General features: G+C 43.5%; 16 protein-coding genes. 9 read left to right on the top strand and 7 right to left on the bottom strand.

Features of this window, described 5'->3' with window-relative positions; translation table 11 throughout:
- The first annotated feature begins 987 nt into the window (after positions 1-987).
- The 9 genes from rimP to NBH15_RS03900 all read left to right on the top strand — a co-directional run bounded on the left by rimP (position 988) and on the right by NBH15_RS03900 (position 11009).
- The gene (gene rimP, locus NBH15_RS03940; protein WP_186959885.1) at positions 988-1455 is read left to right on the top strand and encodes a ribosome assembly cofactor RimP; all 468 of its coding nucleotides are present in this window, start codon (positions 988-990) and stop codon (positions 1453-1455) included.
- A gap of 9 nt (positions 1456-1464) precedes the next feature.
- Positions 1465-2730: a transcription termination factor NusA gene (gene nusA, locus NBH15_RS03935; RefSeq protein ID WP_128134724.1), complete on the top strand. Its 1266-nt coding sequence runs from the start codon at positions 1465-1467 to the stop codon at positions 2728-2730.
- A gap of 21 nt (positions 2731-2751) precedes the next feature.
- Complete coding sequence (infB, locus tag NBH15_RS03930) at positions 2752-5793, top strand: translation initiation factor IF-2 (RefSeq protein WP_186959884.1); 3042 nt, start codon at positions 2752-2754, stop codon at positions 5791-5793.
- Positions 5794-5795: 2 nt separating this feature from the next.
- The gene (locus NBH15_RS03925) at positions 5796-6287 is read left to right on the top strand and encodes a CvpA family protein (protein ID WP_250822045.1); all 492 of its coding nucleotides are present in this window, start codon (positions 5796-5798) and stop codon (positions 6285-6287) included.
- Between the two features lie 51 nt (positions 6288-6338).
- The gene (sufB, locus tag NBH15_RS03920; protein WP_128134726.1) at positions 6339-7784 is read left to right on the top strand and encodes a Fe-S cluster assembly protein SufB; all 1446 of its coding nucleotides are present in this window, start codon (positions 6339-6341) and stop codon (positions 7782-7784) included.
- Between the two features lie 195 nt (positions 7785-7979).
- Positions 7980-8735 carry a Fe-S cluster assembly ATPase SufC gene (gene sufC, locus NBH15_RS03915; protein ID WP_007655266.1) on the top strand — a complete coding sequence of 252 codons (756 nt, stop codon included), beginning with the start codon at positions 7980-7982 and terminating at the stop codon, positions 8733-8735.
- Positions 8728-10080 (top strand): Fe-S cluster assembly protein SufD, encoded by a 1353-nt coding sequence (sufD, locus tag NBH15_RS03910; protein ID WP_128134727.1) that lies wholly within the window; start codon positions 8728-8730, stop codon positions 10078-10080. The genes sufC and sufD overlap by 8 nt, the downstream gene beginning before the upstream one ends.
- A 94-nt stretch (positions 10081-10174) precedes the next feature.
- Positions 10175-10555: a VOC family protein gene (locus NBH15_RS03905; RefSeq protein ID WP_128134728.1), complete on the top strand. Its 381-nt coding sequence runs from the start codon at positions 10175-10177 to the stop codon at positions 10553-10555.
- A 1-nt stretch (position 10556) separates the two neighbouring features.
- Positions 10557-11009: a GNAT family N-acetyltransferase gene (locus NBH15_RS03900; RefSeq protein WP_128134729.1), complete on the top strand. Its 453-nt coding sequence runs from the start codon at positions 10557-10559 to the stop codon at positions 11007-11009.
- A 3-nt stretch (positions 11010-11012) separates the two neighbouring features.
- On the opposite strand, the gene NBH15_RS03895 is transcribed toward NBH15_RS03900, so the two are convergent.
- From NBH15_RS03895 to NBH15_RS03865, 7 genes are all read right to left on the bottom strand, one after another.
- Positions 11013-11579 carry an RNA polymerase sigma-70 factor gene (locus tag NBH15_RS03895; RefSeq protein WP_128134730.1) on the bottom strand — a complete coding sequence of 189 codons (567 nt, stop codon included), beginning with the start codon at positions 11577-11579 and terminating at the stop codon, positions 11013-11015.
- 145 nt (positions 11580-11724) lie between these two features.
- On the bottom strand, positions 11725-15033 hold the full coding sequence (locus tag NBH15_RS03890) for a DUF5107 domain-containing protein (RefSeq protein ID WP_250822044.1): 3309 nt from the start codon (positions 15031-15033) through the stop codon (positions 11725-11727).
- Positions 15034-15186: 153 nt separating this feature from the next.
- Positions 15187-16773: a RagB/SusD family nutrient uptake outer membrane protein gene (locus NBH15_RS03885; protein ID WP_128134046.1), complete on the bottom strand. Its 1587-nt coding sequence runs from the start codon at positions 16771-16773 to the stop codon at positions 15187-15189.
- A gap of 22 nt (positions 16774-16795) precedes the next feature.
- Positions 16796-20095, bottom strand: a complete 3300-nt coding sequence (locus NBH15_RS03880; RefSeq protein WP_250822043.1) for a TonB-dependent receptor — start codon at positions 20093-20095, stop codon at positions 16796-16798.
- Between the two features lie 112 nt (positions 20096-20207).
- A complete protein-coding gene (locus tag NBH15_RS03875; RefSeq protein ID WP_128134045.1) occupies positions 20208-21422 on the bottom strand; it encodes a FecR family protein in 1215 nt (404 codons plus the stop codon).
- Between the two features lie 93 nt (positions 21423-21515).
- Positions 21516-22100 carry an RNA polymerase sigma factor gene (locus tag NBH15_RS03870; protein ID WP_128134044.1) on the bottom strand — a complete coding sequence of 195 codons (585 nt, stop codon included), beginning with the start codon at positions 22098-22100 and terminating at the stop codon, positions 21516-21518.
- Positions 22101-22344: 244 nt separating this feature from the next.
- Complete coding sequence (locus NBH15_RS03865) at positions 22345-23709, bottom strand: alpha-L-fucosidase (protein WP_128134043.1); 1365 nt, start codon at positions 23707-23709, stop codon at positions 22345-22347.
- Positions 23710-23726: the final 17 nt, after the last annotated feature.

Genomic DNA, 23726 nt, shown 5'->3' with positions numbered 1-23726 from the left:
TTTTATTAATAAATGAGGCGTTCTCTTTGTCCCCCTTCTTTTTCTTTTGCTCTATTTTGTTTAAAATGTGTATAGAAAACTTTAGATCCTGACGTTTAATAGTTGACGAATTCATAGTCCTAAAAGAACTCACGTGCTTTTATTATGTTGATAAGCTGGGTTTAATTTGCATATTATCAACTTGATAAACATGTGTTGGGCTTGGTGTGTATTCGACCTGTTGGAATTTGAAAAAATCAGAGATATATCAGAATGAAAAAATTAGTCCGTTTATGTCTGAATTATTGAAAAAAGCGCCTGTTTTTAACACAACTTCCCTGCTTTATGAAGAAAATTAACAGTTTACTCCCGGATAACAGATTGTTCTTCTACTGCGGTTCAATATTAATCTCTGAGCTGTTTTTTTGTAGCTATATTACATATCTATAGTGATTTATGGAAGATATTTATACTGCCTGAAAAGGTCGTGTTGTGCAATGTTTTCTTTTTTAACAATATGTATCGCTTTAATGTTTATTTTATATATTGATAAATAAATCTTCGCGATTTTTAGGATTGAGATATGAAAAAATATTATTTACGGTTAGTTAGGGGCATAATTGTTGGCGATATGTTAAAAAACGGACTATCAATCATTTTTTTTAAACAAAATGCAATATATTGAAACAATTATTCCATATATTTGCACTGTAATAATTGTATAGAGTTCTTTTAGAACTATGGTATATATCAATGAATTAAAGCCCTTTTCTGCCTTGTTTTTTATGTTTTCACCGGAATCCTTCCATTGTTTTAATTTCCTAAAAGATGTAACCTATATTAGGTATTGAGATAAAGAGAGTTTATCTTAGGCTGCAAAACGAACTTTTCTGATAAAAAGATTGTATTTGTTTGAAAACTCACTGATTATTTGTATATTTGCGGGCGATTAAGCGAAGATGAGGAGGGGGCGGGTAGTCCCCTTCTTTTGTTCTTAACAGTATGTTTATGATTGAAAAGGGAGTAATAACTCAGTTGGTTGAAGAAAAATTGGCTTCTTCCGACAATTATTTGGTTGACGTAGTAGTTAAGCCGGGAAACCTTATTATTATTGAGATTGATAATGATGAGGCAGTTTGCATTGATGATTGTGTGGAATTGAGCCGGTATGTAGAGGAGCATCTGGACCGGGATGTGGAAGACTTCGAGTTGGAAGTCGGTTCGGCAGGGGTTACTTCTCCTTTTAAAGTGCTTCGTCAATATGTAAAAAACATAGGGAACGAAGTGGAGATGCTGCTGAAAAGCGGTGTGAAACTGACCGGAGTATTGAAATCGGCCGACGAGAACGGTGCAGTAGTTACCGTTGAAAAGCAGGTAAAACCTGATGGTGCCAAACGTAAAGTTACTGTCCGGGAAGATCAATCCTATACATTCGATGAGATAAAATATACAAAATACCTAATAAGATTCAAGTAAAGAAAGATTATGGCCAAGAAAGAGGAAACAATCAGTATGATTGACACACTTGCGGAGTTCAAGGAGTTGAAGAATATAGATAAGGATACGATGATCAGCGTGCTGGAAGATTCCTTCCGTAACGTAATCGCTAAAATGTTCGGTACGGATGAGAACTACGACGTAATTATCAACCCTGAAAAAGGTGACTTCGAGATCTGGAGAAACCGCACGGTTGTGGCTGATGACGAACTGGAAGATTCGAATCTGCAACTTACGTTGACCGAGGCCCGTAAGATCGATGCCGACTGTGAAGTAGGAGAAGAAGTGACCGACGAGGTTCATTTCGCCGATTTCGGACGTCGTGCCATCCTGAACCTGCGTCAGACACTGGCTTCAAAGATTCTTGAATTGCAGAAGGATAGTTTGTATGCTAAATATAAAGATAAAATAGGTACAATCGTAGCAGCTGATGTATATCAGGTGTGGAAGAAAGAGATCCTGTTGCTGGATGACGAGGGTAATGAGTTGCTGCTCCCGAAATCAGAACAGATTCCTTCCGATTTCTATCGCAAAGGTGAAACCGTACGTGCGGTTGTACAAAAGGTGGATAATTATAATAATAATCCGAAGATTATCCTGTCTCGTACAGATAAAATGTTCCTGCAACGTTTGTTCGAACTGGAGGTTCCCGAAATTAATGACGGCCTGATCCTGATCAAGGCTATCGCGCGTATCCCGGGAGAAAGAGCAAAAGTGGCCGTTGAGTCATACGATGACCGTATCGACCCGGTAGGTGCCTGCGTAGGAATGAAAGGTTCTCGTATCCACGGAATTGTGCGTGAGTTGAGAAACGAGAACATCGATGTTATTAATTATACATCCAATGCGTCGCTGTTTATCCAGCGTGCATTAAGCCCGGCTAAAATTTCCTCTATACGAGTGAACGAAGAAGAACATAAGGCAGAGGTTTATCTTCGTCCTGAAGAAGTATCACTGGCTATCGGTAAAGGCGGTTTGAATATTAAACTGGCCTGTATGTTGACTGAATACACGATCGATGTATTCCGTGATGTGGAAGGAGCCGACGAGGAAGATATTTATCTGGATGAATTTACAGATGAAATTGATAGCTGGGTAATCGACGCACTGAAGAATATCGGTTGCTATACGGCCAAGAGCGTGCTTGCTTTGAGCCGTGAAGAACTTATTGAACGTGCCGACCTTGAAGAAACAACAGTCGACGAGGTACTTGCTATCTTATCTGCCGAATTTGAAGATGAAAGTCAGGAATAAAGTATTACGACAAAGTTAGATATGCCTATAAAATTAATACAAGTACAAAGAAAATTAAACGTAGGGATCAACACGGTTGTTGAGTTTCTACACAAGAAAGGTCATCCTGTTGAGGAGAATGCAAATCCCAACACGAGGATCAGTGATGAACAGTATGCTTTGCTCGTAAAAGAGTTTGGAAAGGATCTGCCTGAGGGTGGTTTTGAACGTCCGAGGGTAGAACGTCCTCACAGAGAGAAAGAGAGAGAGGCCGCTTCTGTGAAAGAAGAGAAGACCTCGGAAATAAAGACCGTGATCCCGGAAGAGTTCAAGCCTAAAATCGTAACGAAAGGCCGTATCGACCTGGACGGACAGCATAAAAAAGTTCAGGAGACTCCTGAAGTGAAAGAAGAACCGGTAGTAGCCAAGCCGCAGCCTGTCGTTGAACCGCAGCCTGTCGTTAAGCCTCAGCCGGAAGTCAAACCGCAGCCTGTTGCAGAACCGCAACCGGTTGTCGTTTCTGCTCCTGCTCCTGAAAAAAAGACAGCAGAAGCCCCTGCAAAACAGGAAAAACAGGAGGTTGCTCCTGTTGAAAAGCCTGTGGAGAAAAAAGAAGTAAAAGAGATAGTTGTGGAAAAAGAAAGAATCGAAGAGAAAAAACCGGAAGTTAAAGTGAAGCCGGAAACGACGACAAGCTCTTCTGAAGAAGTGAATAAAACGGCCGCAGAGGGTCAGACTTCTGCTGAATCGGAAGACAGTAGCTTGTTCCGTTTGAACACTCCGAAGTTCGAGTCGAATATCAAGGTAACCGGCAAAATTGACCTGAATGCCTTGAACCAGTCTACTCGTCCTAAAAAGAAAACAAAGGAAGAGAGACGGAAAGAACGCGATGATAAACGCGAAAAGTTCAACAACAATAACAGACCCGGACAACCGGGATTCCATAAAGGACCGAAAGATCCGAATGCCAAACCGGGTGCACCGGTGAAGCCGGGAGCTCCTGTTAAACCGGGCGAAGCTAATGCGGATGCGAAAAAGAAACGTAACCGTATCAAGAAGGACCGTGTGGATGTGAACAACACTCCGGGTACGAATTACAGCCGTCCCGCTAATCAGCATCAGCGCGACGACCGTGGCAAACCCCGTCTGAAAAAGCCGGTTAAGGCCGAAGTAAGCGAGGAGGATGTACAGAAGCAGATCAAAGAAACCCTGGCTCGTCTGACGAACAAGGGAAATAAGAATAATAAAGGTGCCAAGTACCGTCGTGATAAACGTGATGCAGCCGTTAAACGCGAGCATGAATTGCTGGAACTGGAAGAACAGGAAAGCAAGGTATTGAAGCTGACCGAATTTGTTACGGCAAACGACCTCGCCAACATGATGGATGTGCCTGTGACGAAGGTTATCGCTACTTGTATGAGTATCGGTATTATGGTTTCAATCAACCAGCGCCTGGATGCGGAAACGATCAATATCGTGGTCGAAGAGTTCGGGTTCAAGACTGAATATGTCAGTGCGGAAGTGGTGGAAGCCATCAATGCCGACGAAGAAGACGATAACGAAGAAGACTGGGTAGCACGTCCGCCTATCGTAACAGTGATGGGGCACGTCGACCACGGTAAAACGTCTTTGCTGGATAATATCCGTAAAGCGAACGTTATTGCCGGTGAAGCCGGTGGTATCACGCAGCATATCGGTGCTTACAATGTGAAGTTGGCCAGCGGACGCCGTATCACCTTCCTGGATACTCCGGGGCATGAAGCGTTTACCGCTATGCGTGCCCGTGGTGCCAAGGTAACGGATATCGCTATTATTATTGTAGCTGCCGACGATGCCGTCATGCCGCAGACCATTGAAGCGATCAACCATGCTTCGGCTGCCGGTGTACCCATCGTATTTGCTATTAATAAGGTAGATAAGCCGCATGCCAACCCTGAAAAGATCAAGGAAGAACTGGCTAATATGAACTACCTGGTGGAAGACTGGGGTGGTAAATACCAGAGCCAGGATATTTCGGCCAAGAAAGGCATGGGCGTTGAAGAGCTGCTTGAAAAAGTATTGCTTGAAGCCGACCTGCTGGATCTGAAGGCTAACCCGACAAGACGTGCAGTCGGTTCCATCATCGAATCATCCCTGGATAAGGGACGCGGATATGTTTCTACCGTATTGGTTGAAAACGGTACCCTGAAAATGGGTGATATAGTCTTGGCCGGTACACACCACGGACGTATCAAGGCTATGTTCAACGAGCGTAACCAGCGTGTGGAAAAGGCTGGTCCTTCCGAACCGGTTCTGATCCTTGGATTGAACGGTGCGCCCCAGGCCGGTGATACATTCAATGTATTGGAGACTGAGCAGGAAGCACGCGAGATTGCAACCCGCCGTGAACAGTTACAGCGCGAACTGGGTATCCGTACACAGAAAATGCTTACGCTGGACGATATCGGCCGCCGTATCGCTGTGGGTAACTTCCAGGAACTGAATGTGATCGTGAAGGGTGACGTGGACGGCTCCGTAGAAGCATTGTCCGACTCTCTGATCCGTCTGTCTACCGAAGAGATCCAGGTGAACGTGATTCACAAGGCTGTCGGTCAGATTTCCGAATCGGATGTGGTACTGGCTGCCGCTTCGAATGCGATCATCATCGGATTCCAGGTTCGCCCGTCCGTACAGGCTCGCCGTAATGCAGAGAAGGATGGCGTTGAGATCCGTCTGTACTCTATCATCTACGATGCGATCGAAGAGGTGAAGAGCGCTATGGAAGGTATGCTTTCTCCGGAAATCAAGGAAGAGATTACCGCTTATGTGGATGTACAACAGGTATTTAAGATCACGAAAGTGGGTACGGTTGCCGGCTGTATGGTTAAGGAAGGTAAGATCAAGCGTACAAACAAGATCCGCCTGATCCGCGACGGTATCGTTATCTATGCCGGCGAACTCGGATCGTTGAAACGCTTCAAGGACGACGTGAAAGAGGTTGTGGCCGGATTGGATTGCGGTTTGAATATTACGAACTTTAATGATATCCAGGTCGGCGACGTGATCGAGTCGTACGAAGAAACTGAAATAAAGAAAACTTTATAAACATGAACTGGTTAGACATTGTACTAGTATGTCTGGCAGGAATTGGATTTGTGAAAGGCCTGTTTGATGGAGTCATCAAACAGGTTGTTTCGCTTATAGCCCTGGTTGTTGCCATCTTTTTTTGTTCGAAGGCGGCAGCCTGGTTGAAGGGATATATCGTCGCCCTGAACTGGTTTCCGCCTGAAGGGGTGACCATACTTAGTTATGTGGCCGGTTTCCTGCTGATCGTGGGAGTGATCATGCTGGCTGGTGAGATCATGAGCCGGGTTGTCGGAGTTACGCCCCTCAGTGTGCTGAACCATCTGGGAGGAGGAGTGGTCGGGCTTTGTTTTATGTTAGGATTTGTCAGTCTTATACTGAATGCACTCGAAGGCATAGATAGGGGATCCGTGCTGATCCCGCGTCAGGCTAAGGTGGAATCCAACTATTATAATCCGGTTAAAGAGATTATTCCAACCATTTACTTCGATAAATTGTTTTGGGGAAAAGAGTAAATATCTTGAAGGTTTGTTATCCGGCAAGATGTATAATATATATAAATGTATATGGAAGATTCGAATAAGATAATAAATGAGGTAACGAGCAGCGACTATAAGTATGGTTTTGTTACTGATATAGATACGGAGATGATCCATCGCGGTCTGGATGAGGAGACCGTCCGTATCATCTCGGCCAAAAAGAATGAGCCTGACTGGCTGCTTCAATTCCGCCTGAAGGCTTTCCGCCACTGGCAGACGCTGGAGATGCCCACATGGCCTCATCTGAATATTCCGCCGATCGATTATCAGGACATAATCTATTATGCTGCTCCGAAGAAAAAGGAAGGTCCGAAAAGTCTGGATGAAATAGACCCGGAGTTATTGAAGACATTCGATAAGCTGGGTATTCCTTTGCACGAACGTGCCCAACTGGCCGGTATGGCGGTCGATGCCGTTATGGATAGTGTCTCCGTAAAGACAACTTTTAAGGAAACGCTGGCAGAGAAAGGGATCATCTTCTGTTCGTTCAGTGAAGCGGTACTGCATCATCCTGACCTGGTACAACAGTATCTGGGAAGCGTAGTGAGCTATCGTGATAATTTCTTTGCGGCATTGAACTCGGCAGTCTTTTCTGACGGTTCGTTCGTTTATATACCGAAAGGCGTACGTTGCCCGATGGAGTTGTCCACCTATTTCCGTATCAATGCGGCCAATACAGGACAGTTCGAACGTACACTGATCGTGGCCGACGATGAGGCATATGTAAGTTATCTGGAAGGATGTACCGCTCCGATGCGCGACGAGAACCAGTTGCATGCGGCCATCGTTGAGATTGTAGCCAAAGAACGTGCGGAGGTGAAATACTCGACCGTACAAAACTGGTATCCGGGTGATAAAGAAGGTAAAGGCGGTATCTATAACTTCGTGACCAAGCGCGGCCTGTGCAAAGGTGAAGGCAGTAAGATCTCGTGGACACAGGTGGAAACCGGTTCGGCCATTACCTGGAAATACCCGAGTTGCATCCTGGCCGGTGATAATTCTGTCGGTGAGTTCTATTCTGTTGCTGTAACCAACAATTACCAGCAGGCGGATACCGGAACGAAGATGATCCACCTGGGTAAGAATACGAAAAGCACGATCGTGTCGAAAGGTATTTCGGCCGGTCATAGCCAGAACAGTTACCGTGGCCTGGTGAAAGTATCTCCGCGTGCGGAAGGTGCCCGTAACCATAGCCAGTGCGACAGTCTGCTGCTGAGTTCTACCTGTGGTGCCCATACGTTCCCTTATGCCGATATACAGAATGAAACGGCTGTGGTGGAGCACGAAGCTACAACGAGCAAGATCAGCGAAGAACAATTGTTCTATTGCCAGCAACGCGGTATCTCCGTCGAAGAGGCCGTCGGCCTGATCGTAAACGGCTATGCCCGTGAGGTAATGAACAAGCTCCCGATGGAGTTTGCCGTCGAAGCACAGAAGCTGCTGACCATCTCCCTGGAGGGAAGCGTTGGATGACTCAGCTAAGGCGAAGGCATGCGCTTAAGCTAGCACGCGCAGTGCGTCCTACCTATGACGCATGATGCGTTCTACATTAGCGCGCACGGTGTGTCATAGGTAGAACGCACACTGTCGCCTTATCGTATCTGTTGCCTATATCCGGGAAGGGGAACTGCCGGGAGAAGGGAAGTATAATATATAATAACTATAAATATGTTAGAAATAAAGAACTTACATGCCAACGTGAATGGCAAAGAGATATTGAAAGGTATCGACCTTTCTGTAAAGGCTGGTGAGGTACATGCCATCATGGGTCCGAACGGTTCGGGAAAGAGTACACTCAGCAGTGTACTGGTAGGTAATCCGGCTTTCGAGGTAACTCAGGGCGAGGTGATCTTCAACGGGAAGAACCTGCTGGAGTTGGAACCCGAAGACCGCAGCCGTGAAGGTATTTTCCTGAGTTTCCAGTATCCGGTGGAGATCCCGGGCGTAAGCATGGTGAATTTTATGCGTGCCGCCTTGAATGAGCACCGTAAATATAACGGTCTTGAACCGGTTTCCGCAACCGATTTCCTGAAACTGATGCGTGAGAAACGTGCTATCGTCGAACTGGATAACAAACTGGCGAGCCGTAGCGTGAACGAAGGTTTCTCCGGTGGTGAAAAGAAACGTAACGAGATTTTCCAAATGGCTATGCTGGAACCTAAACTGGCTATCCTGGATGAGACGGACAGCGGCCTGGATATCGATGCGCTCCGTATCGTGGCAAACGGTGTCAATCAGTTGCGTACTCCGGAAAATGCAGCGATCGTGATTACTCACTACCAACGTTTGTTGGATTACATCAAACCCGATGTGGTACATGTATTATACAAAGGACGTATCGTAAAAACAGCCGGTCCGGAACTGGCTCTCGAACTGGAAGAAAAAGGTTACGACTGGATCAAGAAAGAGATGGGGGATGAGTGAGATGAGAGCCGAACAACAATATATCGATCTTTTTACCCGGTATGAGGACCTGGTGTGCCGTCATAGCGCTGCGGTGATGAATGCTCCGCGTGCTGAGGCTTTGGCTGATTTCGATCGCCTGGGTTTTCCTTCGGTAAAGAGTGAAGATTATAAATATACAGATGTAGCGCAGGCTTTTGCTCCTGATTATGGGGTGAACATAAACCGCCTGGCTATTCCGGTCAATCCTTATGACGTATTCCGTTGTGATGTCCCGAACCTGAGTACTTCTTTGTATTTTGTCGTGAATGATACTTTTTATGACAAGATGATGCCGAAAGCGCATTTACCTGAGGGGGTATACGCCGGCGGTTTGAAAAACTTTGCAGAGAAATATCCGGAAGTGGCAGCCCGCTATTACGGAAAAGCTGCTAAAAGTAGCCATGACGGTATAATCGCATTGAACACAATGCTGGCGCAGGATGGTTTCGTGCTTTATGTGCCGGAAGGTGTGGCTGTGGAACGTCCTATCCAGCTGATCAATATATTCCGTAGTGATGTGGATGCGATGGCTAACCGGCGTATCCTGGTTATTATGGAACCGCGTTCGGAAGCTAAATTGCTGATCTGCGATCATAGTATAGACGATGTGAAATTCCTGGCTACCCAGGTCGTTGAGATATTTGCCGGCGAAGGTGCTTACTTCGATTACTATGATCTGGAAGAAAGCAGCATTTCCACTTCCCGCTTTGCCTCGGTCCATGTGAAACAGGAGGCTTCCAGCAATGTCCTGGTAAACGGTATTACCTTGAATAACGGTCTTACGCGTAACAACTATTATATTGAACTGAACGGCGAATATGCAGAAACAACCCTTTGCGGAATGTCCGTTATGGACCGTGAGCAACAAGTGGATACGTATAGCCATATTACGCATGCTGTACCCAATTGTACAAGTAACGAGCTATTCAAGAATGTATTGAACGATCATGCAGTCGGTGCTTTCAGCGGCCGTATCCTGGTAAAGGAAGGTGCCCAGAAAACGGCAGCTTTCCAGACAAACCGTAATCTCTGTGCTACCCGTGAAGCCCGTATGTATAGTAAGCCGCAATTGGAGATTTATGCGGATGATGTGAAATGTTCGCACGGTATGACGACCGGGCAGTTGGATGAGAATGCTTTGTTCTATATGCGTAGTCGTGGTATTCCATTGAATGAGGCACGTATGATGCTGAGTGTTGCTTTTACATCGGATGTGATTGATCATGTGCGTCTGGATGCGTTGAAAGACCGTCTGCATAAGTTGGTTGAAAAACGTTTTCGTGGAGAACTGGCACGTTGTGCCGATTGCCGTATCTGCAAATAAGATATTATTCTGATTTTTATAAAGGCCCGGATAGATGTTATGTCTGTCCGGTTTTTTTGTCTATCTTTGTATTTCACCAATCATTTATTATCATATGCAATTGAGTCATATAGCGATTTGGACGAAAGAATTAGAACGTTCCCGCGAATTTTATACAACGTATTTTAATGGGAAAAGCAATGAAAAATACGTGAATCCCAAGAAAGGGTTTGCTTCTTATTTTGTGACTTTTGAGGGAGGTGCTTCCCTGGAAATTATGCAACGGACAGATATTACAAAAGAGAGGGATGGGCTGTTTATAGGTCTTGCCCACTTTGCTTTCTCTGTCGGTTCAAAGGAAAAGGTAGATAGTATGATAGAACTGTTTCGTGAAAATGGTTATACAGTACTCGGTGAACCACGAACGACGGGAGATGGTTTTTATGAGGGGGCCATTGCTGATCCTGACGGAAATATTGTGGAAATAATTGCCTGATATGGAGATACATATTGAACAAACGACAGACTATCCTTATGATTTGCTTCTGTTAGCGGATCCGAACCGCGAGTTGGTAGATCGTTATCTGAAAGCATCCGATTGTTTTGTTGCTTTGTGTGAAGGACAAGCCGTAGGAGTGATTGTCGTTCAGAAACAGTCTATAAACGGGGCAGAAGTATTGAATCTTGCCGTAGGTGAGTCTTTCCAGCGGAGAGGTATTGCACGCCGTTTGCTTCGCTTTGTCTTTGATGAATGGGCGCGATCGAATCGAATCGCTCTGTTGAAAGTCTGTACCGGCACTTCTGCTCCCGGTCCCATGATGTTGTACCAGCAGGAAGGTTTTGACCTGAAAGAGTTGGACCGTGATTATTTTGTACGTAATTATCCGGAACCGATCTGGGAAAATGGCATTCAGTGCCGCCACCGGTTAATCCTCGAAAAAGAACTGTAACAACTAATTTATATAAAATAAATACAGGAAAACCGGATAATAATCTTTCAAGCTGGTATGCAGCTTTTTCAAGGCTTTGGAAATATGATACTCGACCCCTTTAGTGGTTATTCCCAACGTTTCCGCAATCGTTTTATGAGATTTGTTTTCATAACGGCTCATAATGAATACGACTCTGGTTTGTTCTGGTAAACCGGCCAGGGTTTTATTGACTATTTCTTGTGCTTCGGCAGTAAATAGTTCGCCGGGATCACAGGCCTCCAAAGTCGATATGCGGGTATTCAGTTCCCATTCGGCATGATTCAGTAATTGTTCGTTGACATCTTCTCTTACCTGCAGGTGCTGCAAATAGTTCAGGCATTTGTTTTTTATGATAGTAAGAATATAGGCAGGCACATTCGAATCTTTTTCCAATGAATGACGATTCTCCCAGTAATACATCAGGGCTTCGATAGTAAAGTCTTCAGCAACAGCTATATCCCTTACATACGTATTAGCAAAGCGGATGAACCGGCCCTGATAATCTGTAAATAATTGATTGAATGCTTTTAAATCTGTTGTATTCTCCATTCCCCGAGATTTGTAATCGGTCGTAAATATAATAAAAATAATGTTACCGTTTCTCTCTTTGTTTGGGGGATTCTTATATAAAACAAAAGAACGACCTTCAATTGTTCTGAAAGATCGTTCTTTTATTTGGATTAGACTCTATTTTTCAACGAATATCCTCGTTCATTAATTTAGCCCAAATATTTCCCGGATACAGCTGAATAGCCTGATTAAAATCATTCTTTGCTGCCGACGGATTATTCAGCAGCAGATGTATCAGACCGGAATAATAGGAGATATTGCTCTGTTGTACGTTCTGATTGGCTTCACCGAACTTAGCATATGAATCCATCAGGTTTTGTTGCATGCGTTCCAGTGTTTTTTGCATATTGCTTAAAACAGCATCAGCTTTTTCATTTTTATTTAATTTCCTGAGAGATTTTATTTTGTAGTAATTCAGATCTGTCAGGTGGTCCCTGAAGTGTGTTTCAGCAGATTTTTCGAAACATTCCCAGGCTTTGTCTGCTTGTTTCATAGCTTCGTATGCAATACCGGATAAATAATATACCTTGGCTTCATAACCACCCCGGAGAGACGGAGCTACTTCCAAATTGGCAGGATACTGATTAGCCAGGTCGAATTCCCGGATCGCTTCTTTATACTGTTTTCCTTTTAGAAGTTGCATTCCTTTCAACATATGCGAATCGACATAGATGTCGTGTACCTGTCCGCCGCCTTCCCATAAATGGAAATGTCTGGTATCCATTATTTTTATTGCTTTATCATATTTTGCTGTGGCATTATAGAGCGTAAGCAACCGCATTACGGCATCGTCATGTTTCATGACGGTTTTCAGATGGGATTCCAGTCTTTTTAATCGCTGGGCTGCCGGAATATTCGCCTGCTCATATATTTTATCCGATTCTGTTAGTAATAACGGATCATTCGGGTTAGCATTGATTGCTCTGTCATAATACTTCATGGATTTTTCCAGGTCGTTCAGACATCCGTATCCGAAACCAACATTACGCGCTGCGATAGCGAAGGTAGGATCAGCCTCTGTTGCGTGTAGCCAGTGTTCTAGACCACTCTCTTTTTGTCCCAGATAATAGAGTAAGTTCCCCAGGTGATAGTGGAGGAGTGCATCATTCGGTCTTTCCTGCAATAGCGTTGTGAAAAGAACTATTTCTTCGATCCGGAAAGGATAGTTGTTCAACGGCGATAATGATGCAGCTTTATCCAGACAAGCCTGGAACTCTGTTGTATTCTTTCCTTTCAGCAGGTTATATGCTTTGTAATAATAAAGCAGCGGATAAGAAACATAGGGTTCACCTAAAGAAATGGCACTGTTCAGTAAGGTCAGTGCATCTTCTGTGGCTCCGATTGTCATGTAATTGTTCACGACCTCCAGCAATTCCTGTACGGCAATGATCCCTTTGCTGTTATGATTCGTTCCGGCTTTTAGGAAAGAAGCACCTAGTGAAACGGATAAGTTGGTTTCGGCAGCACTCCAGTAATCGAGCGGATCGATCTGCTGGATATAACGGATCGTTTCCTGTGCTTCCTCTTTCTTACCCTGCATCCGAAGAATGTATGCTTTGAGAGTAAGTGCCTGTAAGTCGCGTCCTCCTACGTAAAGCGATTGGATAATCATGTCCATAGCCCGCTTGTAATCCTTGTCTTTCACTGCCAGGACAGCCAGTTCATAGAAAGAACGATGTTTGAAGTCGGGAGTCCAGGTAGCAGCCCAATAAGCATCCGTCGCTTTGCCGATATTGTCTGTCATCTGATATAGATACCCCAGATAATAAAGCGCTTCCGTGTTCTTTACCGTTGTATAATCGTGAGACAAACGCGCCTGGGCACGTAACAGATGTTGTTCCGCTTTCTCCCATTTCCCCTGACGGATATAATGTTTCCCTACTTCGATATTTACGCGGGCATCCATCGAGTCACGTAAAAGAGCTTCGTTATAGAAATCCATATAATCCAGACGGGCATTGTTGAACTGGTCGACGCGGAGACCGGCTAGGTAAAGCTCTTCGTTTGTCTTATATTTTTTGACTGGTTTGGTGCCGTCGATGACTTTAGGCAGCGGTTTTTCTTCCTGTACGATCGGACGGTAATCGACCAGCAGGTTACCTTCAGCATCGTAAAGTGCAGTATAAAGTGTCGAGGGATCTGACGGATCGGGCACGGATACCTGTTCGAGGAAATATTTGTCCGGATCGATGTTGATCCGCCTATCCATTATTATCCGGTCTTTATATTTTACGACAACACGGGCGTTTTCGTACAAAGTAGTCGCGCAATAACCTACACGATAGTTGTTGCCTTCGGTCGGTTCAAAGTTTACGGCTGCATCATTCGTGGCATTCTTTACACCTTTGATACCTTTTACCGGATACCATATTTGGCAGAATTCGCGGATTTCGCCCGGGTTTATCCAGCTGTAATCCGGTTGGTTATCGGAATAACCGCCTACCATCAACTCCAGGTAATGTCCGTCGTTGTCGGATAGTATTTTGTTCCACATCTCGCCGTTCGCGTTGTTTCCCCATAAGAAGAATTTCTTTCCGGGTACGACATGGCGGTTGGCCACATGTACTGTTCCTGCATCTTTTCCATAGTCGTAACCGGCAAGGAAAGACATTTCGCTTCCCCAGGCAAAAATAGAGCGGGAGTTCCCTGTAAAGTTTTTCCACCAGGATAAATCGTCATTTTCCCCACTGCCGAGGTTTGCTTCTCCGATCGGCCAGTTTGTGAAGTATACTTTATGGTGGTCGGCTCCGAATTGTACATCAGGCGGGAATATCACCTGATATTGATCGTTACAATGGACGGATACATTTGCCCAGTACAGCATCGACTGGATCATCGGGGTCGGGTTGATCACTTTGATTTTTGCTTCCACCCAAGAACGGTTGGGGTATACCGATACACCTACCGACCATTTTAGCCGGTGACGTAATTCTGTTTCTCCCACCCAAATTGTCTTGCTTCCGTCTTCATTTTCTTTCATTGTCCAGTTGATGGGCATGTAACTGCTGGCACGGTGATGGTCGGGGATATTCCATTCGACACCTCCCGAAAGCCAGGCACCTAACATACCGATCAAGGCAGGTTTTACTCCTGTTTGGGTGTAAAAGAAAGGATAGTCGTTGGTTTTGTCGGAGGCGGCAAAGATACGACCGCCGATCTCTGGAAGAATGGCAATGTCGACATACTGATTGTCCAGCCGGAGTACATTGTAATCTTGCTGAACTTGCTTTTCTGTCAGGACATCGTAAAGGGGATAAGGATAAATATATCCTTCTGCTCCCTGATAAACACGGCCGGTAAAGAAGATCGGATCGATTTCCGGGGCACCGATCTGATAGGTCGGAATTTTTTCTGTTACAGACTTCATGTGAACCTCCTGACCTAAAAGAGGAGTTGCACATAACAATAATGCTGATAGAAGTTTAGAATTCATGGTATCGCAACTTTGATTTGTTATTAAGTATACTAAAAATAGAGTGAATTTGAGAGAGTAAAGAACTGTCCGGGATCACTCCCGGGACAGTTCCCAACAAGGTATAAGCCTTAAAAACAGACTTTTGACTAATACTTTATTTGAAGGAGCAATTCATCGAGTCAGGTTCGAATTCAGCTGGGCATCGGATGCTGGATACGGCAGATATATAGATTTTTCACCCTGCCAGGTTAGAGAAGCCGGTAATTCCACTTTTTCTTTTCGCACAATACCCGGAGCTACTTCGATAGCCGCATTGGCTTTACGTTCATTGAATGTTTGTTCCAGCAATTCCATACGCATCTGATCATCGCGGCGGGTTACCAAAGCGACAAAGTAACCGGCTACTTCCCAACCGTGTTCTTTCAAGGCAGCATTGGCAAATGTTTCTCCATTCATACCTGATTGTAGTGGTTCCAGGCCAGCGCGTTCACGTACCAGGTTTATACATTCGTAAGCCATTGCGTTCGGTGTACCCTCAGCACGTGCTTGTGCTTCGGCATACCATAACAATACTTCCGAATAGCGGATCAGGCGATGGCGATGATCGTTGGTCATTAAAGAAGTATTGGCAGGCTTCGTATAATCGTAATCACCTCCGTCTTCACTGATGGTAAAGGCACAGAACATAGGCTGCTGCTCGGGAATACTTTCGTCCCACCAATCCAGTAACTTTCCACCCTCTTTATTCCCTTCTAGAATCTTCGGGTTATAAGTTGCATCTTTTCTCGGACCGGTAGGGAATTCTTTCCAGAATTTGATTTCGCCCAGTGCATCGCCCCACCCGGTAAGCGATTCGAACAAGTGGCTATTTGTCATTTGTGAATCTTCAGACCATGTTCCTACTGCACTGGAGAAATTGATGCCGACAACTGTTTCATTTGTATAATTATGGCTTGGAGCATATACATATTTGTATTCCGGTTCCAGAATATATTCATATGTTCCGCTATTTACACCATCAATAACAGCTTTTGCCTGTTCTGCTGCTGAAGCATAATATTGTGTCTGTTTTAAAGGCCATCCTGCCATAGCCATATAGACGGCAGCCAGTGTTGCCTGGGCTGCCTGTTTGGTAATGAAGATGTTGGCTCCCTGGAATTTCTGGGGAGGTTTGGAATAGTCGGTCGGAAGTGTAGCAACGCAGTCTTGTAAATCTTTGACAATCTGGTTATATACATCTTGAATATTGGCTAAAGGACGTTCGTAGTTAACTTCGGTGTCCAGAATCAGAGGAATGGCCCCCCAACGACGAACCAGCCAGAAATAATGTACTGCACGCCAATATTTGGCCTGACCTAATGCTATATTTATTTCTTCTTGTGTCGTAGGGGTTTTAGCCCCATTTTCGATGATATAATTGGCAGCCTTGATCACGACGTAAGAGGTAGACCATGCAGCTTCTACCCCCTTATTGGCATCTGAGCCGCGGAATGCATCTACTTCAGCATAAGCTTGTTTATTACTGCCGGGATTAGCGGTTACGTCGTCACCTAACCAGGAAGGAATTGTTGGGTTTGTGTTGGTCTGTGTCAGACAGACATTCTTATACAATGCATAGGTTGCCATTGTTAATTCCTCCTGTGTAGAGAAGAAGGTGCCCGGTGTCAGTTTGCCTTTTGGATCTTCGTCAAGAAAATCACTACATGAGCTTGATAACAAGGCTATGCCTAAGGTATATAATATATATTTCGCTTTCATAATAATTATTCTTTATTTAATATTAGAAATTCATACGAACTCCGAATGTATATGAACGAGTCAACGGATAAGCTCCCAAGTCGATACCGTCGTTTACATCTACACTACCTGTTCCTGTATCCACAAATGAAATACCGGCTGGATCCATTCCTTTATAACTGGTTATAGTGAATAAATTCTGGCAACTGAATGTAAAGCGTAGATCGGCAAATTTGGATACAGCTTTCGGTAGGTTGTATGATAGGCTGATATTATCCAGACGAAAATAATTTGCTGATTCCAAATACTTGGTAGAGGTTGCCGCTGCCTGATAATTATTCCCTTTAACATTTACAGAAGGATAGCGGGCCGATTGTCCTTTTGTATCGAAATTATCATTCAAATACTCTTTTAATGTGATGAAGGCAAAGTCGCCAGTCATGGATGTTCCGGTATAACGTACCATATTAAAACGTTCTGCTCCGAATGAACCGGTAAAGAATACGTTCAAGTCCCAGTTTTTCCAATGCAAGCTATTATTCCAGCCCAAAGTAAAGTCAGGAGTGGCTTTACCGATAAAGGTACGATCTTTACTGTCGATTATACCATCCTTGTTCCGATCGACAAATGAATCATTACCTGCAGCATCCAATCCAGTCCATTCATAGCCATAGAATGCACCGATCGGTTGCCCTACTGTTATACGGGTAACGCCGTCTGTTGAAAACATGCCGCTAGCAATATTTGCTCCCTGGATAAAGTCCAGACCCGCCAGATCTTTTACTTCATTCTTTAGATAAGTGCCGTTGAAGGTCGTGTTCCAACTGAAATCCGAGCCTTCGAAAATATTTGCATTGATAGAAAAGTCAATACCTCGATTACTGATCTCTGCCGCATTCACCCAATAGGAACCTCCACCGTCATAATTCGGAATTGTCCGTTTTAACAGACCGTCTTTTGTTCGTTTGTCAAAATAGTCGAAAGAAACGTTCAATCTGCGATTCAAAATGGAAAAGTCCAAACCTAAGTCGAATTGGTGGGTTGTTTCCCACGATAGATCCGGGGTTGCGACAGTTTGTCCAATCCAATAACCTGTGTAATAGGCATTTCCTCCGAATGCATACATGGCTTGAGACATCAGTCCCAATGTTTCATACGGGTCAATGGCCTGACTGCCGATTAAACCGTAGCTGGCTCGAATTTTGAGGTCTTGTATAATATTCTGATGTTGCATAAAGTCTTCATTACCCATTGACCAGGCGGCAGCAATAGAGGGAAACCAACCCCATTTGTCGTTAAAAAATTTTGATGAACCGTCCGCGCGAATCGTTCCGGTCAGCATATAGCGGTCTTTGTAGTTATACATTATACGGCCTACACCGGACATCAGAGCCCATTTTGAATAATCATTTTTCGCATTGCGGGTACCAGCCATTTCAGCGTTCCACCATCCGACACTTTCGGTCATCAGATTATTTCCGCTGATATCCATATAGCGGTATTCGGATTGTGTAGCTTCATAAACGGCTGTGGCAGTCAAAGCATGGTCACCCCATTTCCCATTATAAGTCAGGTTGTTTGTCGTTTGTAAAGTCATACGATACGCATCATTGTTTCCCATACTGCTTGAACTGGACACCTTTGTTGTTGCGAAAGAGTAATTTTTCACGTCGTTGTAATCAATACCATTACTGGTAGTAAAAGTCAGACCAGGAAGAATGTTGAATTTTAAATCGATATGAGCATTGACGATATCTCTCATCGACTCTCCTATTTGTTCATTAAGCAGACCAACCGGATTTAACTGTGTAATAGCACTGTACGGGTCACGTGTATAAGTACCGTTTTCATTCATGATACCAAGTACCGGTGCATAATTCATTGCGATATTGACAATGTTACCTTTTGCTGCACTGAAATCTGCACTTCTTTTCACATTATGAGAGGCATTCACGTCGGCTGTCAGATGTAACCAGTCTGTCAGCTGCGAAGTGATATTAGCACGTGCTTGGTAGCGTTTGTTTGTATTTTCCTTTACGACACCTTCCTGACCGACATAGTTTCCGGAAACAATGTACTGGATTTTATCGCTACCTCCGGAAAGAGTCAATTTGTAATCCTGTGTGATACCATTTTGAAAGATTTCGTCCAGCCAATCCGTACCGGCTGTTCCGTTCTGGAATGCAGATAACTGTTCCGGAGAGAAGGTATCTTTCCGATATGTGTTATATAATGTAGCAAACTCATACGGGTTGAGTGTTTCGTAACGTTTGGCTACGGTACCGATACCGATCTGTGCATCGAACATAATCTGACGGACATTCGCTTTACCGGTTTTTGTCGTGATCAGAACGACACCATTTGCACCACGGGAACCGTAGATGGCAGTTGAAGACGCATCCTTTAATATCTGCATAGACTGAATGTCTTCCGGATTCAATCCTGTCAGACCACTTTCGCGCACAATACCGTCGATTACATACAACGGATCGTTGCTGCGATTAATAGAGCCGGAGCCGCGAACACGAATCTTAACGGTTCCTCCCGGCACACCGCTGTTTTGTACCTGAACACCCGACACACGACCCTGCAAAGCGTCTGATACCTGAGTGATCGGTTGATCTTTAAATGCTTTATTATCCAAAACGGCTACGGAACCTGCTAAATCGGCTTTACGAACTGTACCGTAACCTACGACAACAACTTCGTCGAGTGACTGGCTGTCTTCCTTCAGCATGATGTTATAGGAAGATTGGCTACCGACTGTAATTTCTTGCGGAAGATAACCGATATAGGAAATTTGCAAAATAGCATTTGTCGGAACATTTTCCAATGTAAACTTCCCATCCAGATCACTGATTGTTCCGTTTGTAGTTCCTTTGATAACAATATTAGCGCCGGTAACCGGTCCCATGTTATCTCTTACGATACCTGAAATTGTACGAGTGTCTTTCTGTTTTGTTTCAGTGTTTACAGGTGTCTCTTTTGGGGAAATGATTATCTGACGGTCAGATATGGAGTAATTATTTTCCGTACCGAAAAATAATTGATTAAGGATAGTATCTATTTTCTGATCTTTTACATTTATAGATACTTTACGGTTCAGATCAATTGACTTGTCTAGGTAAAAGAAGATAAACTCGCTGTTGTTTTCTATTTCATTAATAACTTCTTTAACCGTTTTGTTTTCGTAGTTCATGGTGAATGATGTCTCTTGAGAATATATCTCTGAGGCAAAACATGATCCTGCTGTTAAAAACGCAAAAAGTAAAAAAAACTTCATGACACGTATTAGTCTTTTGGATTGGGTTTTCCTTTGAGTAAACCTGGTGTTCTCATTCATGTTGTGTAACGATTTAAGTTTATAATACGGTTTAATGCATGTAAATTATTAGTGAGGGGAAATTTCTAAAATTTTATCCCTCTAAATCTAAGGTCCCATAATTTTGTGAGTTTTAATGTTTGACAATAATATAAATCTGTTCGCCTGTTTGCTCGACTTTGATCGGGGCGGCATTCTGAAGTGCACTGAGTACTTTCTCGGGGGTTTCCTTCAAATCCAGTTTTCCGCTACAAGTGAGTTCACTGACTTTTTCGTCCCAATGGATTTTAATCCCATAGTATTTGCAGAGCTTCTCAAGAACAACATCCAGCTTCTGGTGATTGAACTGATAATATCCGTCTTTCCAGGCAACATAATCTTGTGTGTTTACGTGGTACACGGATTCTTCATCACTCTTGTTGTCATATAGGAACAACTGATTAGGACTTAATGTATTTTTCCTTTTTCCTTTTGTTTCTATTTCAACTTTTCCTTTTACCAGTACAACATGACTGCTTGTTTCATTATCGTAGGCAGAGACACAAAACTGGGTTCCCAGGTCTCTGACCTCCATTTTTCTGGTTTTTACGATAAAAGGTCTTTTTTCATCGTGTACAATGTCCAGATAAATTTCTCCCTCTACGAATATTTCCCGGCTGTCGGCGGTAAATTGAGCGGGATAAATCACTTTTGAACCAGCGTTCACCCACATTTTACTTCCATCTGTGAATGTAATGGAAGAACGTTTTCCTATCGGGACAATTAATTGATTGAACGATTGAACTTTTTCTTCTTTTATATCTTCTTTTTCAATGTTTACTTCTTCCGAGTTTACATTGATATTTCCTTCCTTTGTATATTCCAACCGGGTGTCTTTCCCTTCAATAGATATCTTTTTTTCTTTTGAAAGGATCAGCTGAACGTTCTCCGACGGATTGTCGGTTTGCGGAATGGTACTTATCATAGCTTCATAATCGATCGCTTGTTCCTGATTGTATAAAGTATGCCATCCATAAGCGGAGATTATCAGCAAGGAGGCTGCTACAGAAACCGCTATTTTCAGGAAATGAATCTTCTTTGTGTGTTTATCGTATAACGTATTGGCTGTTTGTATACGTTTCCATAATTCTTTTTCATCGTCGACCGATAGAGCTGAATTGTAGGATATCCTTTTGATACTTTTTAAGAAAAAACGAGCAGATTCTATCTCTTCAGCAAGAGCGTTGTCAGCTTGCTGAAGTTTATGCCAGAACTTTCGGTCTTTTTCTGTCGGATATAATTCCGATAGCAGGAAATAATCGTCGTTCAGTAACTCGTCTGCTTTATATTTTGTATAATCTTTTCTCATTTATATCAAGAAGGATTTTATATAAGGAGACGTTGTTACCTATTTTATACTCACTAAAGAGAATTTTTTTTGAAAGAGTCGTTTTTTGTTGTACTATTTCATTGATAGGTAAAGTAATAAAAGGAATAATCCGGTAGAACTATAATTTTGTCTGATTTTTTTTAATGATCGTTGTATCAGGTTTTGTGCAGACTGATAATTCATATCCATTAATATACATATCTCTTCCATGCTCATTTCTTGAATAAACCGATAGTATATGATCTCTTTTTGGCGGGGAGTCAGTATGGAGAGAATCTCTTTGACTTTCTTTTGCTGATTTTTGTATTGTTCATTATTGATGAACTCGTCTTCCACTGTGGGTTCGAGTAAGAACGGAACTTGTTCCATCGTACTTCTTTCGTAGATTGATTCTTTATAAAGAGCACGTAATACACAGTTCTTTATGGTAACAAACAAATATACTTTAATATTATCGGGAACGATGAGACGCTCTCTGTTTTTATACAGTTGAGTAAAAACTTCCTGTATGCAATCTTTTATTAGTTCAGGGTTTGAGGTAAAACGAAGGCTGTACTGATATAAGGTTTGTACATACTCATTATACAACCAACTATACGAGTCGTTATCCCCTGCGATAAACTGGCTCCATTTTATTTTAGTCTCATTATCCTGCATATTGCTGTTTTGACATACAAATATAAAACAAATAAAATATAATCAAAACGTTTGATTTATGGATAAGTCAACTTCTTTCCAAAAATTCGTCCTATCCTTATTTTAGATAGAGGTAGGTGTAAATCAATTTAGACGTACCTCTAAATCAATTTACACCTACCTCTAATTTCAATTAGACGTACCTCTTTTGGAAAAGACTTTTTGATGAAGTCAGGAAATGTCCGTTATTTTCCGGGTAGGTCGTTCAGATGGTTTCAAAAACTGAAAAGTTCATGATCAGGGGATCAGCTTTGGATTCGTCTACAACTAATTTGATTGCATCGAGCGTTTGTGCTTCAAACCTGTTTATATGTTTATGGCCGATGCAGGTACCCGAAGAAAGGTCAATCCATTCATTATTCTTTTTACCTTTCAGGGTATATTTCAGAACCCGTTCTCCTTTTGAGATATCTTCCTGCAAGATGACACGGTTGATGCTGACCGGCTTGTCGAAAGAAATGACAAATTCCGATCCGGTGCCCGATGTTTGTTGCAGCGGATTACCATATTGGCGTGTAATCTCTTTGCCCAGCGCTTCCACCTGGCGGACATCGGCATCCGGAATAAGTCCCCTGTCGTCGATAACTAATCCCAACAGCATATTTGTGTTTCTTCCTACACTGGTTTCATATTTTGTCAGCAGTTCAGGGAGAGTGAACATCATGCTGTCCTGTCCGGCCGTCCAGAACCAGCCTCCCTGGAAGGAACGGTTCCAGCGCAGGGTGAAATCAGATTCCCCCGGACACCAGAACGGAGCGAAAGGATCGCCGTTCAAGCCATTTATGACACGCGTGCCGTCGGCATTGGTTGTCGAATCGGCAGTAGACCAGCACGGATAAGGGGCGACGCCTTCCTCATTGCCTACCCATCTGATCAGGTTTGGATGACCGTACGGACCCTGGAAAGCGATGGCATTGGGTTGTAGTTTCTGTACCAGGGATAGTACGTCTGCACCGCCCTGGTCTTTGGAAAGCACGCCGCCATCAAACCATATTTCAAATAATTCCCCGTAATTGCTCCATAACTCAGTCAATTGCTGAGTCACAATTTTGTTGTATTCTTCCTGAGTGACCGGACTGCCTTCCTGGACAACGCCGGGATTGTCTACATACAGATAACCGTTTGCCGTTGTGCTGGCATAGATTCCCGGTTTGATATTATACTTTTTACAGGAAGCGATAAAATCGGCAACAATATCACCTTCGCCGTTTTTCCAGGGAGATTGTTTGATACTGTAGTCGTGTGCCTCTGTAGGCCACAGGCTGAACCCACTGCAATGCTTGGCTACAAGTACGGCATATTTGGCTCCTAGTTTGTGCGCGGTTTCCAGCCATTGGTCGGTATTTAATTCTGTCGGATTAAAGATGGAAGCATTCGGGTGCGTGCCCCAATTTCTAAAGTTATAGTCCGGTTGGTAAACCGGCATGTCAAAATGGATCAATACACCCATTTCTGCTTCAGCCCAAGCCTGCTGGCGGGCATTCGGGGTAACAACTGTTGTTGTTTCGTTTGAAGAACAGGATATAAGAACCGACAGGGCTGCTAGTAATCCTGCAAATGTTTTTTTCATGATGAACTTATATTTTA

Origin of the sequence: Parabacteroides caeci (assembly GCF_023656795.1) — a bacterium.
Classification (GTDB): Bacteria; Bacteroidota; Bacteroidia; order Bacteroidales; family Tannerellaceae; genus Parabacteroides; species Parabacteroides segnis.
The sequence above is the reverse complement of the archived record's forward strand: the minus strand, read 5'-3'. Positions and strand labels throughout refer to the sequence as shown.

Bases quoted from the DNA above. Each gene is read 5' to 3' on its own strand.
- rimP (WP_186959885.1), top strand. From the start codon at position 988: ATGATTGAAAAGGGAGTAATAACTCAGTTGGTTGAAGAAAAATTGGCT.
- nusA (WP_128134724.1), top strand. From the start codon at position 1,465: ATGGCCAAGAAAGAGGAAACAATCAGTATGATTGACACACTTGCGGAG.
- NBH15_RS03865 (WP_128134043.1), bottom strand. From the start codon at position 23,709: ATGAAAAAAACATTTGCAGGATTACTAGCAGCCCTGTCGGTTCTTATA.
- NBH15_RS03905 (WP_128134728.1), top strand. From the start codon at position 10,175: ATGCAATTGAGTCATATAGCGATTTGGACGAAAGAATTAGAACGTTCC.
- infB (WP_186959884.1), top strand. From the start codon at position 2,752: ATGCCTATAAAATTAATACAAGTACAAAGAAAATTAAACGTAGGGATC.
- sufB (WP_128134726.1), top strand. From the start codon at position 6,339: ATGGAAGATTCGAATAAGATAATAAATGAGGTAACGAGCAGCGACTAT.
- NBH15_RS03895 (WP_128134730.1), bottom strand. From the start codon at position 11,579: ATGGAGAATACAACAGATTTAAAAGCATTCAATCAATTATTTACAGAT.
- NBH15_RS03870 (WP_128134044.1), bottom strand. From the start codon at position 22,100: ATGCAGGATAATGAGACTAAAATAAAATGGAGCCAGTTTATCGCAGGG.
- NBH15_RS03925 (WP_250822045.1), top strand. From the start codon at position 5,796: ATGAACTGGTTAGACATTGTACTAGTATGTCTGGCAGGAATTGGATTT.
- NBH15_RS03885 (WP_128134046.1), bottom strand. From the start codon at position 16,773: ATGAAAGCGAAATATATATTATATACCTTAGGCATAGCCTTGTTATCA.
- sufC (WP_007655266.1), top strand. From the start codon at position 7,980: ATGTTAGAAATAAAGAACTTACATGCCAACGTGAATGGCAAAGAGATA.
- NBH15_RS03875 (WP_128134045.1), bottom strand. From the start codon at position 21,422: ATGAGAAAAGATTATACAAAATATAAAGCAGACGAGTTACTGAACGAC.
- NBH15_RS03890 (WP_250822044.1), bottom strand. From the start codon at position 15,033: ATGAATTCTAAACTTCTATCAGCATTATTGTTATGTGCAACTCCTCTT.
- NBH15_RS03900 (WP_128134729.1), top strand. From the start codon at position 10,557: ATGGAGATACATATTGAACAAACGACAGACTATCCTTATGATTTGCTT.
- NBH15_RS03880 (WP_250822043.1), bottom strand. From the start codon at position 20,095: ATGAATGAGAACACCAGGTTTACTCAAAGGAAAACCCAATCCAAAAGA.
- sufD (WP_128134727.1), top strand. From the start codon at position 8,728: ATGAGTGAGATGAGAGCCGAACAACAATATATCGATCTTTTTACCCGG.